Genomic DNA, 12850 nt, shown 5'->3' with positions numbered 1-12850 from the left:
GGGAAACCCGGAGCGGTTCACACCACCTTCACGCTCTACCTGCCGGAGGTCGCGCCTCAGCCGGCTCAGGATCCAGCGAGCAGGTTTGAGCACGAGGCCTTTCCACTGGGCAGCGGCCAATGCGTGCTGGTCGTGGAGGACAACATTGAAGTTGGTCGCTTCGCCACACAGATCCTGGAGGATCTCGGCTATCGGACGACCTGGGTCGTGAACGCCGAGGAAGCTCTTGAGAAGCTTGGATCAGACGGCTCAGGGTTCGATGTCGTCTTCTCCGACGTGGTGATGCCAGGCATGGGCGGGCTTGAGATGGCCAAGCTCCTTCAGCGGCGTCTGCCCGCCCTGCCGGTGGTACTGACCTCAGGCTATAGTCATGTTCTTGCGCAGGAGGGAGTCACCAAGTTCGAACTGCTGCACAAGCCGTACTCGGCTGATCAACTCGGCCGTACCCTCAGTCATATTGTCCGGCAGCGACCACCTGATTAAGCAAGATATCAAAAATTAATCAACGTCGTCTAACGCACGGTATTATCAAATGCCAACTGGACGGCAAAAGTCGAGAAATATTACTTGATTTGATATGGCTCAATTATAGCGACATTTACAATAAAAGTTAAATATTTATGGATGAAAATCAAGATCCATTTTGACGCTCTTGCAATCCAGATTTGTGGTTGCAACCGACGACGTGTGAAGCGATCAATTTCTTGTGATGCGCATACTTACATAGGTCAATATCATATCTGTTTGTGTTGAATTAATCATAAATTCATAGTCTTCGTAGACCTATTAGACATGACCTGCAGCTAGAGATCCTGATCCTGAGACAGAGCGTCTATGCGCCGGTCAGGCGTTAGAAGAGCAGCCAAGGTGCTGCCGGAGGATCGTTTATGCTGTCCAAGATCTACGATCGTGACCTGCGCGCCAAGCTGGCCGCTCTCGACAGTGTTCAGGCCATCATTGAATTTAAGCCCGATGGCACCATTCTCGATGCCAATGCCAACTTCCTCAAGGCAATGGGCTACCAGATCGACGAGATCCGGGGACGGCATCATCGCATGTTCGTCGAGCCAGCCGAGCGCGAAAGCACCGCCTACCGCGATTTCTGGAAGGCGCTTGGACGCGGCGAGCCGCAGGCGCGCTCTTTCAAACGTCTCGCCAAGGGCGGCCGCGAGGTCTGGATCGAAGCCAGTTACAATCCGCTTCGTAACCGCGCCGGCCAAGTGGTCAAGGTCGTCAAGTTCGCGACCGACGTCACGGCTCAGACTCAGCGATCAATTGAACTCGACGGGCAGATGGCGGCGCTCAACCGCTCGCAGGCCGTTATCGCCTTCACGCCCGACGGGATCATCCTTGACGCCAATCCCAACTTCCTCGCCGCAATGGGCTACCAGATCGATGAAATCCGGGGTCAGCACCACCGCATGTTCGTCGACGCGGCTGAATGGGAAAGCCCGGACTACCGGGGCTTCTGGGCTGCGCTGGCGCGAGGCGAGTTCCAATCGGCCGAGTTCCGCCGCATCGCCAAGGGTGGTCGGGACATCTTCATTCAGGCTACCTACAACCCGATTACCGACCATGAGAACCGGGTCGTGAAGGTGGTCAAGTTCGCCACCGATATCACGGCTCAGGTGCTGGAGCGGCAGCGCCGTGCACAGGCACAGCAGGCGATCAGCACAGACCTCGATGCCATTGGTACTGCGGTGGCCGATGTGACACGTCAGACGGCCGAGGCGACCGGATCGGTCTCGCGCATCGCCGCAGACATCCAGGCTGTGGCTGCTGGCGCCGAGGAGTTATCTGCCTCGGTCTCGGAGATCAGCCAGCAGGTCAGCCATTCGGCGCACCTTGCGGGCACGGCTGTCGAGCAGGTCCGCAGCACCGGCGGCATCGTGGCTGGGTTGAGCGGGCAGGCCGCGCAGATTGGTGAGGTGGTCGGTCTCATCCAGGGCATTGCCGGACAAACCAACCTGCTTGCCCTGAACGCAACAATCGAAGCGGCGCGCGCGGGGGAGTCGGGACGTGGCTTCGCGGTGGTTGCTTCCGAGGTGAAGGCGCTCGCTGCCCAGACAGCCAAGGCGACTGACCAGATCCGCGCTCAGATCGCCGCAACGCAGGATGTTACTCAGCAAGCGGTTGCGGCGATTGATACGATTGGTACCACCATCCGCTCCTTGGATGAGGCGTCGGCCGCCATCGCGGCTGCGGTTGAGGAACAGTCAGCCGTTACGCGCGAGATCTCGGGGAGCATGCAGACCGCCTCGGAAGGAGCAGCCGGTATCGCCAACAGCGTCGAGGCCATCGCTCAGGCCAGCGGATGCGTGGATGTGGCAACGCGCCAAGTGCGGGACGCTGCCCGAGCGATTGCATGATCCTGGATCCATACGAGCGTAGGATTGGCGTGCGAACTCGAGTGAGAGCCAGGACTCAAGAAATTCTCGTCGTCGCCGGGAGCGACTGTGACAGGAACGCTGACGGTTAGATAAGATGCACATCCATTTAACGGTTTCTGCATCTTAGACCTGCATACTCCGGGCGTGTAACACGGCGCTGTGTACCTTCTGCGCAGATGCCTGGCGTGGGCGGGTCGTTCCAGTCCGCCATCCTTCGACCGCTGCCCGGATCCGCTATGCATCAGCTCTACGCCTGCATCACAGAACAGCACGATCTGCGGTTCGTTGCGGTGGCCGCTATCATCTGTGCCCTTGGCACCTACTCGACGTTCGCTATTGGGCGGCAGGTGTTTCGTGAGCAGGCCTGGCAGGAACGGCTCGCCTGGTGGGCCACAGGCGTGGTGACGACGAGCGTGGCGATCTGGGCCACGCACTTCGTCGCCATGCTTGCCTACGAACCAAGCCTGGAGATCGGCTTCTCCATCAGCCTTACGGGCGCATCCTTGCTGGTCGCCGTGCTTCTCGTTGGCTCTGGCGCCGGGCTGGTCGTAGCGCGGCCAACTCTACCTGGCCGTATCTTCGGAGGCGGCCTCATCGGGCTTGCCATCGGGGCCATGCACTACACCGGCATGAGCGCCTACTTTGTGCAAGGAACCCTGCACTGGGACGTCCGGACCGTGGTTGTCTCGGTCGTCATTGGCATCGTGCTGGGTAGCCTCTCGATGGTCGTCGGCTTCCATCCGCGGCGCACGGTCCGACGCCTCGCTCCGCTGCTGCTGCTGGCTGCCGTCTGCGGCACCCACTTCATCGGGATGGATGCGCTCACCATCAGCTTTGATCCCAGCGTCGCCATTCCCGGCGGCAGCATGAACACGACAATCCTCTCGCTGCTCACCGCCAACGCCGCGCTGCTGATCCTCGGGGTGTCGCTGATTGCCCTGCGTCTGTGGCGTCTGAACAAGCTGCGCCACGAGGCCGAGAGCCAGCGGTTGCGCGATCTGGCCGATATTGCCGTCGAGGGCCTGCTGATCTGTGCGGGAGACACAATCACAGGGATCAACCACAGCCTGGAACGTGTCCTGTGCCTGCCACGGGAGGAGCTGATCGGCGCACCGTTACAGCGGCTGCTGCCCGACCTCACCGCTGCCGACATCCCCCTGTCCCATGAGCTTGATGCCATCCTGCTCGATGCGGCTGGTGAGCGCGTGCCGGTGCGGGTGATCGCGCAGTCGATCGTGATCAAGGCCAAGCCGCATACCGTGGTGGCCGTGCGCGATCAGCGTGAGCGGCTGCGCTCCGAGGCTGAAATGCACCGCCTGGCCCACCACGACACCCTGACCGGATTGGCCAACCGGCGGCGCTTCAACGAGGCGCTGGCCGAGCGGTTCGCTACGCGCCACGGCGAAGACGCATTCGCGCTCCTGGTCCTTGATCTCGATCGCTTCAAGTCCGTCAACGACACATCTGGGCACGGCATGGGCGATGCCCTGCTCTGCCGCGTGGCTCGCCGCCTGGAGCGTGCCACCCACGCCGACGATCTCGTCGTCCGGTTGGGTGGTGACGAGTTCGCCATCCTCAAGGGGGGTGGCACCAAACTTGGGGAAATCCAGGCCTTAGCCGAGCGGGTGATTGACCTGCTCGGGCGTCCGTTCCTGATCGACGGGCACGTGCTCAACATCGGAGCCAGTGTCGGCATTGCGCTGGCTCCCAGCGACGGCACGACGCCGGAGCACTTGATGGGCAGCGCCGACCTAGCCCTGTACGGCGCGAAGGAGGACGGGCGGGGCCGTTACCGTGTGTTCGAGGATGGCATGAACGCGCGCATCCAGGCGCGACGCTCGCTCGAAATGGACCTGCGGCGTGCCATCGCCCGACAGGAGTTCACGCTCCACTACCAGCCGCAGGTCGATGCACGCACGGGCGCGTATGACGGCGCCGAGGCGCTAATCCGCTGGCACCATCCTGAGCGCGGGGTTGTCTCGCCGGTCGACTTCATCCCGCTGGCTGAGGAAACCGGCCTGATCGGTCCGCTCGGGGAATGGGTACTGCGCACGGCCTGCACCGACGCGCTCACCTGGCCCGCGCACCTGACGGTGGCGGTCAACTTGTCGCCGGTGCAGTTCCGCGACGCCCGCCTGGCCACAACCATCCGGGGCATCCTGGCCGAGACCGGGCTGCCCGGCTCGCGGCTGGAGGTGGAGATCACCGAGGGTTCGCTGCTGCAGGATGAGCAGCGCACGCTGGCGATCCTACGCGAGTTGCGGACGCTCGGCATTCGTATTTCGATGGATGACTTCGGTACCGGCTACTCGTCCCTGAGCTACCTGCGCCGGTTCCCCTTCGACAAGATCAAGATCGATCAGTCCTTCGTACGCCAGACCCCGGAGGACAAGGATAGCGCCGCCATCGTACGCGCGATCGCGATGCTGGGCACGAGCCTTGGCCTGAAGACGACGGCCGAAGGTGTGGAGACGCAGGCGCAATCAGAGTTCATCACCGATGAGGGCTGTGACCAGCTCCAAGGCTATCTGATCAGCCGTCCAGTTCCGCTTGAGGCGATCACGGCGCTGTTTGCGTCGTCTCCGCTTGCACTGACCGCCTAAGGAGTTCTGACCCATGCCACTCCATAGGCTTCTCTACACCAGCGAAATGGCTCTCATCGGGAGCGAGACCGACATCCGGCAGCAGGTCGCAGATATTGTCGCTCGATCAGCTGCGCGGAACGTGGCCGATGGTCTGACAGGCGCGCTGCTGCAAACGCGGGGCATGTTTATCCAGGCGCTAGAAGGACCGCTCGCTGCGATTGAAGCGACGTTTGAGCGGATCTGCTGCGACCTGCGCCACCGGCGGGTCGACCTGCAGGAGTTTGTTCGGGCTGATAGCCGCGTGTTCGGCGAGTGGTCGATGGTCAACATCACGCCTGATCGCACAATCGAGAAACTGTTCACAGCAGCAGAGCTGCTTAGTGAGCAGGAGCATGAGGCAGTATCAGCACAAGCTACGATCCAGCTTATGCGATCGTTGCTGCTGACCAACTCTACGCCTATGACTCATTCAAGTTTGCAATCGACACGTTTTAGTTAGATTTATGATATTGAAGGACTGTATATTTGACATTCATCAAACGATTGGCGTCGGTCAAGTGTTACGACCGAGGAATAGGAACGATCATTCCACGATCAGTGTCAATAAAACAACCGTTTTAAGCCACTTAAAAATACAAAATTATCGTGCCTGGAAATCAAAACCAAGGGCCAAGCTCATAAGCTTGGCGTATGGAATCAAGAAAAGCTTCTTAGAGCGAAACTCATGAGTTTCGCACCGGCCCGAGCGATTAGCCGCACCCCGTTTTCGTGGTGCAGATGTCCGGTGCGTTTTGCACACAGCAGCGGTGGGCCGCGCCGACAGCCATCACGGACCTTCTGCCGGTTTATTGACTTATGTAAGAATGCATGCGCAGCCCGAAGCCCTAGCCCCCTATGCCCTTGTAGTCGATGACGACGGGCTGATCCGTATGGATGTGGTGGACATTCTCACTGAGGCCGGGTTCCGCACCTTCGAGGCTGAAACTGGCGACAAGGCCATCACCCTGCTTGAGCGCGAGCAAAAGTGCATCGTGCTCTTGTTCAGCGACGTGCAGATGCCCGGTTCGCGCAATGGGTTTGCCCTAGCACGCGAGACCGCTGGGCGGTGGCCGCACATCTCGATTGTGATTGCCTCCGGCAACCTCAAGCCAGGACCGGACGACATGCCGAAGGGCGCTCACTTCATCGGCAAGCCGTTCTCCGCCGAGACGGTCCATGCGCACGTAAAAGAAGTCCTTCCGGACGGGCAGAAGCCGGACCCGCTCAAGAACTAAGGCCACTGATTGCTCATGACTCACAAATTTTGAGCTGCTGATCAAGTGGATGCAGACGGAGCTGCGCAGCGCTCATAAAACATGACCAAATGATAAGTACGTAGGGACCACCAACCCCTTCTGTTGAGCCGCTCTAAAGTAAATCGTTGTTACATCGTTTGCCACAATCGACAATTCGCGGTAGGCCCACGGAATGGCGCGCCGGGTGACCTACCAAATCTTTGACATGCCGGACGGACGGTTTTCCGCCACGGTGACCATCGAGCCGGGCAAGACGATGGTCCGTATTGGCTTTGCAACCCAAGCCGAGGCTGACGCCTGGGTGGAAGGCCTGCGGGATATCATGGCGGTCCTCGGCGCACCCGTGAGCCTCGCTTTCCCTGAGTACCCCGGCTCCTTGCCGCTGAACGAGGTGCTGACCTTCATCCGCAAGGCACCTACTGAAATCGAGTGACTGCCGCCACATTGTCCCGACTCTAGCGTTTTTACCTCATGGCGTAGCGAGTGTTCCATTCTCCTTACAGCTTGCCCATGCAACCGAGCTTCCTGCCACCTCCTGACACACTTTCAAGCGCACAGCACACCTGCTAACACTGCCTGGCATAAGACCAAACAGCCTTGGGCCTTGGGTAATGAGTGAAAATCTTTCTTCTCCGATTGCTGACCCGATGATCGGTCTGGCCGCTGCCATCGTGTCTGCCTACGTCACGCGTAACAACGTGCCGGCCGGCGAGCTACCTGCTCTGATTTCGGCAACCCATACGGCACTCACGAGGCTGAGCGCTCCGCTCGCGCCTGTCGCTGAAAAGCCGACGCCGCCGGTGCCGATCAGAAAGTCGGTAACTCCGGATTACCTGATCAGCCTTGAGGACGGCCGCCAGTACAAATCGCTCAAGCGCCACCTGTCGAGCCGGGGGATCACCCCGGAAGAGTACCGCCAGAAGTGGGGCCTGCCGCACGATTATCCCATGGTTGCGGCCAACTACGCTGCACAGCGTTCCGAACTCGCCAAGAGCATCGGCCTTGGTCAAGCGCGTAAGAGTAGGGGTTCTGCGCGCAAGGTGGGGTAAGCCACTGACAGCACCAGACGTTAGAACCCTATTACTGAGGTGTTGATGTCCGTGGCGCCAGCCGCAGCACCAGCACCCCAGCCGCTATTCATAGTAGTCCAGGTGCGCCTCAGCAGTCGTCGCCCTTGTTCCCCTGATTGCCGAGCTTTTGGTCGGCGCCGGCGTTGTTCAAGGCACCGATGGTGCCGGGCGAGGCCGGTTGCTGGCCACCCGCCAGGTTCTTGCTGGACGTGCCCACGCCGCTGCCCTGATTGATGTTCTTTTCGGAACCGGGCTTCTCGCCGAGTCCCTGGTTGACACCGACATTGTTCATGGCGCCGACCGTGCCCGGGGAGGCGGGCTGCTGTCCTCCAGCCAGGTTCTTGCTCGACCTGTCGACGTCCGAGCTCTTTGGGTTCACCTGATCGGGAGTTGGATCCTTAGCCTTCGTCGCATCCGTGCTGCATGGGGCCGCCAGGGCCGGTGCGACCAGGGTGAGCGTCGCAATCGCCGTCATGACCCATGACTTCATAGGCTTTCCTCCAATCGAGGGGCTTCGTAATCAAGGCTTGGGATGACCCCAGGTTCCTGTGAGGCCCCACCTGCCGACCGTGGATTGCCCAATGCTGCTCGACGCCACCGCGATCTCGCTTACCGACATTTTGCTCCGGCTCGGCGCGGCGACGATTAGCGGCTTGGCATTGGGTATTGAACGGGAGTGGAAGGGTAAGGATGCCGGCGTCCGAACCCACGCGCTCGTCGCCTTGAGTTCGGCGGTCATCACGACCTCCGCGCTGAGCCTCTACGCCGAGGTGCAGGCACGCGGCGGGGACGCCGATCCGCTTCGCGTCATCCAGGGCCTAGCCCAAGCTATTGGCTTCATCGCCGCCGGCACCATCTTCGTCGCCAAGGGCGACGCCGAGCGGACCGTCCGAAACCTCACGACGGCTGCCAGCGTCTGGCTCGCGGCGTCAGCTGGCATCGTGGCCGGGGCGGCACAGTTCACTCTGCTCGCGGCAGCGATGGGGTTTGGGCTTGTCATCCTCATCGTCATCACTGGCCTCAAGCGTCTCGGGCTCACCCGGGATGAGCCAGAGCGATGAGAGTTAAAACGGCAGCTTGGATGCTCGTCCGCCCTACCGACAGGATCTCCTGCTCAGGGCACGATCCGAAAGGGTTTGCTGGTTAGCTTGACGGCATCTCCGCCGCGTAGGGTGAACACCACGCGGGTGTCGTTGCTGCGCTCCGGGACCTTCACGTTGACGCTCAGCGTGCCCTCATTCGAGCTGCGGGCATCCTGCAAGAGTTGGAATGCAGAGTTGGGTGCACCAACCCCGATCTTGACCAGCTGATCCTTTGGCAGGCCCGTCGCTGCCAGCGTCACGGTCGAACCGGCCGGGCCCTTGTCCGGGGTCAGGGTCAGACTGGGTGTACTGTTGCCGTCGCTCAGACCGATCCGTTGGCCCAAGCGCTCGAGGCGGGCCTTGAGATCGGGGTTCTTGTCGAGCAGGTCCTGGGCGGAGGACCCGACCTGCCCGGCAACCCGGCCTAGAGCATCGTTAGCCTCGCGTGCGAAGTGGTTGAGCCTCCTCCCGAGATCCTGGCTCTGACTGGTTGTCGGCTGCAGACGCATGGTGGTGCCAACCTGCAGGTCGGCCGAGCCATCAATGGACGGATTGGCAGCCAGGAGAGCACCTTCGGACACGTCGCAGCGGCTGGCGATCCGGCTCAGCGTGTCGTCGGGCTGAACCTGCACGGTCCCATTCTGGCAGCCGGCCTCCTGGGCGAACCCTTGACTGCCGGCCAAGAAGCCTGCTCCAGCGAAAAGAGCCAGGGTGGCCATGCGCGGGATGCGATGCCTCACTCCAACCTCCCGAACGCGGCATTAGCACTGGCGCAACGCAATGGGTGAACAGCCGTTCCGACGTGAGAGCCGCCGGGCGGAACACACGCGCGGACCTATCGTTGCGCTCCAGAGTACGAAAGCGCACCCTATGTTTCCTGCCTGGCTGGATACCCTCTCGATTGCAGCCCTGTTGCTCGGCGCCGTCTGCTCCCTGATCATCTCCGTCGATGTGGTCCGCCATCCGCAGCACATGACCGTGATGAACGTGGTCTGGCCGGTCACGGCGCTGTTCGGCACAGTCTCGGTGGTTTGGGCGTACTTCCGGTACGGGCGTCTTGCGACGATGGAAGCGCATCATCGCGCCAAACAGCGGGAGCAGAAGCCGCCGAACATGACTCAGACGCCGTTCCCGGTGATGGTCGGTAAGGGCGCGCTCCACTGCGGTAGCAGCTGCATGCTGGGGGATGTCGCCGCCGAGTGGCTGGCCTTCTTCCTGCCGGCGATTGCGGTTTGGTTCGGCTGGCAGTCGCTGTTCTCCGAGGAGATGTACGCGGTCTGGGTGCTCGACTTCCTGTTCGCCTTTGGGCTCGGCATCGTGTTCCAATACTTCGCCATCGTGCCGATGCGCGGGCTTTCGCCGGGCGAGGGCATCATGGCGGCGCTGAAAGCCGATACTGCCTCGCTGATCGCTTGGCAGGTCGGCATGTACGGCTTCATGGCCTTTGCCCAGCTCTACCTGTTCCCGCACCTGTTCGGGCAGCGGGCTGAGGTCAACACGGCCGAGTTCTGGTTTGCCATGCAGTTCGCGATGCTCGCTGGGTTCCTGACCAGCTACCCTGTGAACTGGTGGCTGGTGAGCGCCGGCATCAAGGAAAAGATGTAATCACAAGTTAAGTTAGTCTGGCTTGATCATCAACTCTGGATTTCGCTCTAAAAATGGCGAAGCTGTACCGTCGATGACCAATATGATCATTTTTTAATGGAACGACAGTCCTAGGCTTGTGTTGGTCCCGCATGCTCATCACGTGCCTGTGAGGTAAGACATGCAGCCCAAAACTCCCCTGATCACGGCAACCTGCGCCGGTCTTTTCGGGGCGATCCTGATGTCCGCACCTGCCGGGGCCGCACCGGCCGGACCCACGTGGGCGGGTGGTCCCGGCCTCGGAGCTGGCAGCCTCACGGAGGGGCCGTCGCTCACAACGCCTGCGCGCTACATGCGCGGCCGGAGCATAAGTAACGGCAAGCACCCGTCCCGTCCAAAAGGTCAGAAGCGCCGCGGCTCGACGTCGGGCGGACCGCGCTACTGACGCATATTCAGCACCCTCATTTCTCAATCTCGGAGAGCACGATCATGCACCGCATTCTGCTTGCCGCGGCGTTGACCGCCTGCGCTGTCCCGGCCCTGGCTCAGACGCCATCCACCGCGCCGGCACAGTCGACGGCACCAAAAACGGATGCCCCCGTGCCGGGCGCGATGAAAACTGACGACAAGGGCGGCATGAGCACGGTCAATACGACGACCGTGGCCGTCCACTTCATCACCAGCAAACCTACCGACATGGTGACGTCGCGTCTTAAGGGCGTGAATGTCTACAATAACAAGAATGAGAACTTGGGAGAGATTGAGGACTTCGTGATCACCGACGGCAAATCGGTGAACGGTGTCATTATCAGCGTCGGTGGTTTCCTGGGTATGGGCGAGCGCTATGTGGCGGTCGATCCGTCCAATCTCGCCATCCATAAGGATGGCAACACCGTCAAGGCAATGCTCAATACAAGTAAAGACGATTTGAGCAAGGCTCCGACATTCGATTACAGCAAGACGAAGACCAAGAGCTGAGCAATTTGCAGAGTGCCGGCTTAATCGTGCCGGCGCTCTGCGCCTGTACGTGCATGATATCGATCGACGTTGCTCAGGGTTTGCGGATCGATTTTAAAATCCTGCCCCTTCAGGACGCTCATCGAGCCATCAGTCTCCAACACAACGGCGACGACGTCAGACAAGTTGCTAACCCCTGACGATCGGAGTGCTGAAAGGACTTCATCCTGCGTAACCCTCTGGGAGCGGAGAGCCTGGGAAAGGAAAGTGCCGTTGTGCAAGAGCAGGGTTGGCTCACTTTTGATCAGCGTGTTCACCCAAGGCACGCGAACCGCAAGCCAGGTGATCACGAACTGGAAGGTCACCAGGAGCGCCATTGCGAGCACACCCTCGGCGAGCGCGACGGATTTGCTGAGCAAAACGGTCGCAAGGGTTGAGCCGAGCGCGACCGTGACCACAAGGTCGAACGCGTTCAGTTTTGTGAGTGTGCGCTTTCCAGAAACGCGCAAGATGGCCACGAGAGCGACATAGGCGAGCGGCGCAACAAGGAGAACACGCCCCAGCCCTGTCCAGCTGTCGAAAATCGTGATGCCCTCTTGCGTTAGCCCTATCCGGGAGGACGCGCGGATACCTCGTTTGTTTCCTTGTGGTGGTAGTTGCGTGCGGAGGGGCAGCCGCAATGCAATCTGCGTAGATTGAGCAAAGCCCTAATCAGGGAAGCCGTGTTTGTTGCTGATCAGTAGGTCCATAAGAAAGTTCTGAAACAAGCGACAGGAGTATTTTACTATGAACCAAATCGCTACCGAGATGCAGCACTGTATCGATGAGTGCCTGCGTTGCTATCAGACCTGCCTGGGTATGGCGTCCAACCACTGCCTGCCGGCCGGCGGCAAGCACGTCGAGCCGGAGCATTTCCGGCTAATGCTGGCCTGCGCCGAGATCTGCAGAACCAGCGCGCACTTCATGCTGCTCGGGACATCCGCGCACAAACACACCTGCCGCGCCTGCGCCGAAGTCTGCGAGGCCTGCGCCGAGAGCCGCGCGCAGGTCGGCGATATGCAGGATTGTGTCGACCAGTGCCGGCGCTGCGCTGAGAGCTGTCGCAAGATGGCGGCCTGAGACGCCGGGGGCGAGCGGATCAGCGCCGGGCTTAGGTTGCTCGGCGTCTGCAACTGGCTCTTGCGGCACGAGTCTGACGCGGTGCATTGCAAGGCCTGCGGAACGACATTGAATACTCCTGATGAGGGCGCCTATGGGGGGCATCAATGATTACAGGTTTAAAAAAGTGTGGCGGCCCAAAACTGGGCCGCCACTTTAACGATCTCCAGAAATCACACGTCTGAGTTTAGCCTCAAAACGTGAATGTTCCTGCTTATTGTTAGGTTCAATGTCGCGGATAACAAAGTAAGATCCGCGATTGTCGCGCACTTCCTCAGTAACAACCCGGAAGGTGATAGCATCACGCCGTGGCTCTCGACTGTTCTGCGCGGGTGGTGGGGCCGGTGGGCGCCCGAAGAGGTTCTTTGCCATGTGGGCCTCATGCTTCGGGAGGAGCTTGTTCAAGATCGGTCGCCGAAGCCGGCGACGGCGGTTTTCCATCCTCAGGGTCAATCCTGCCGATCAACAAAAGGTACTCACAAAGCAAATTTGATACTACCCAAAGTAGAAATGCAGATATGTCATCATCAAGCGTCCCGTTGATGGAGTCAACGCATATGAAACCAAATATACCATCAGTGATTGATGCGAAATTCGGATTGGATATCGGCACAACTTTCGGTCCACAATCGCAAATATAAGAAAAACGACGGTTTTTCAGCCACTTAAACCTGTTAGGTTAGCATGCTTGGAAATTAAAACCACGAGGCGGCGCATAAGCTTGACAGG

14 protein-coding genes and 1 pseudogene are annotated in these 12850 nt (G+C 60.1%); 12 read left to right on the top strand and 3 right to left on the bottom strand.

Annotated elements, in window-relative coordinates; all coding sequences use genetic code 11:
• From VQ02_RS26570 to VQ02_RS36135, 7 genes are all read left to right on the top strand, one after another.
• Window positions 1-483: response regulator (locus VQ02_RS26570; protein ID WP_157080828.1), on the top strand; the 483-nt coding region annotated here is incomplete at its 5' end.
• A gap of 404 nt (window positions 484-887) precedes the next feature.
• Entirely contained in the window at window positions 888-2369 is a 1482-nt protein-coding gene (locus VQ02_RS26565; RefSeq protein WP_048447250.1) for a methyl-accepting chemotaxis protein, read from the top strand.
• 257 nt (window positions 2370-2626) lie between these two features.
• The gene (locus VQ02_RS26560) at window positions 2627-4993 is read left to right on the top strand and encodes an EAL domain-containing protein (protein WP_048447249.1); all 2367 of its coding nucleotides are present in this window, start codon (window positions 2627-2629) and stop codon (window positions 4991-4993) included.
• 13 nt (window positions 4994-5006) lie between these two features.
• Entirely contained in the window at window positions 5007-5474 is a 468-nt protein-coding gene (locus tag VQ02_RS26555; protein ID WP_048447248.1) for a BLUF domain-containing protein, read from the top strand.
• Between the two features lie 307 nt (window positions 5475-5781).
• Window positions 5782-6249, top strand: coding sequence for a response regulator (locus VQ02_RS26550; RefSeq protein ID WP_342447863.1), 468 nt, complete (start codon window positions 5782-5784; stop codon window positions 6247-6249).
• Window positions 6250-6454: 205 nt separating this feature from the next.
• Window positions 6455-6703, top strand: a complete 249-nt coding sequence (locus tag VQ02_RS26545; RefSeq protein WP_245239862.1) for a hypothetical protein — start codon at window positions 6455-6457, stop codon at window positions 6701-6703.
• A 214-nt stretch (window positions 6704-6917) separates the two neighbouring features.
• Window positions 6918-7319 (top strand): Ros/MucR family transcriptional regulator, encoded by a 402-nt coding sequence (locus tag VQ02_RS36135; protein WP_280818968.1) that lies wholly within the window; start codon window positions 6918-6920, stop codon window positions 7317-7319.
• 109 nt (window positions 7320-7428) lie between these two features.
• On the opposite strand, the gene VQ02_RS26540 is transcribed toward VQ02_RS36135, so the two are convergent.
• Window positions 7429-7830 (bottom strand): hypothetical protein, encoded by a 402-nt coding sequence (locus VQ02_RS26540; RefSeq protein WP_048447245.1) that lies wholly within the window; start codon window positions 7828-7830, stop codon window positions 7429-7431.
• Window positions 7831-7921: 91 nt separating this feature from the next.
• Between VQ02_RS26540 and VQ02_RS26535 the strand changes: the two genes are divergently transcribed.
• The gene (locus VQ02_RS26535) at window positions 7922-8401 is read left to right on the top strand and encodes an MgtC/SapB family protein (RefSeq protein ID WP_048447244.1); all 480 of its coding nucleotides are present in this window, start codon (window positions 7922-7924) and stop codon (window positions 8399-8401) included.
• A gap of 53 nt (window positions 8402-8454) precedes the next feature.
• Here the strand turns inward: VQ02_RS26535 and VQ02_RS26530 are convergent, their stop codons facing one another.
• Window positions 8455-9162 carry a LysM peptidoglycan-binding domain-containing protein gene (locus VQ02_RS26530; RefSeq protein WP_167350795.1) on the bottom strand — a complete coding sequence of 236 codons (708 nt, stop codon included), beginning with the start codon at window positions 9160-9162 and terminating at the stop codon, window positions 8455-8457.
• A gap of 130 nt (window positions 9163-9292) precedes the next feature.
• On the opposite strand from VQ02_RS26530, the gene VQ02_RS26525 reads away from it, so the two are divergent.
• Together VQ02_RS26525 and VQ02_RS26520 are read left to right on the top strand one after the other, a co-directional pair.
• On the top strand, window positions 9293-10027 hold the full coding sequence (locus VQ02_RS26525) for a DUF4396 domain-containing protein (RefSeq protein ID WP_048447242.1): 735 nt from the start codon (window positions 9293-9295) through the stop codon (window positions 10025-10027).
• 468 nt (window positions 10028-10495) lie between these two features.
• Window positions 10496-10984 (top strand): PRC-barrel domain-containing protein, encoded by a 489-nt coding sequence (locus VQ02_RS26520; RefSeq protein ID WP_048447241.1) that lies wholly within the window; start codon window positions 10496-10498, stop codon window positions 10982-10984.
• 20 nt (window positions 10985-11004) lie between these two features.
• On the opposite strand, the gene VQ02_RS26515 is transcribed toward VQ02_RS26520, so the two are convergent.
• Complete coding sequence (locus VQ02_RS26515; RefSeq protein ID WP_048447253.1) at window positions 11005-11547, bottom strand: DUF421 domain-containing protein; 543 nt, start codon at window positions 11545-11547, stop codon at window positions 11005-11007.
• Between the two features lie 202 nt (window positions 11548-11749).
• Here VQ02_RS26515 and VQ02_RS26510 point away from each other — a divergent pair, with 202 nt between their 5' ends.
• Both VQ02_RS26510 and VQ02_RS40180 read left to right on the top strand, forming a co-directional pair.
• Window positions 11750-12082: a four-helix bundle copper-binding protein gene (locus tag VQ02_RS26510; protein WP_048447240.1), complete on the top strand. Its 333-nt coding sequence runs from the start codon at window positions 11750-11752 to the stop codon at window positions 12080-12082.
• A 45-nt stretch (window positions 12083-12127) separates the two neighbouring features.
• A pseudogene (locus VQ02_RS40180) lies at window positions 12128-12232 on the top strand (hypothetical protein); the annotation flags it as partial.
• Between the last annotated feature and the right edge of the window lie 618 nt (window positions 12233-12850).

The sequence above is a fragment of the Methylobacterium variabile genome, from assembly GCF_001043975.1.
Lineage (GTDB): Bacteria > Pseudomonadota > Alphaproteobacteria > Rhizobiales > Beijerinckiaceae > Methylobacterium > Methylobacterium variabile.
Note: the sequence above shows the minus strand (reverse complement) of the source record. Positions and strands in the feature narration are given on the sequence as shown.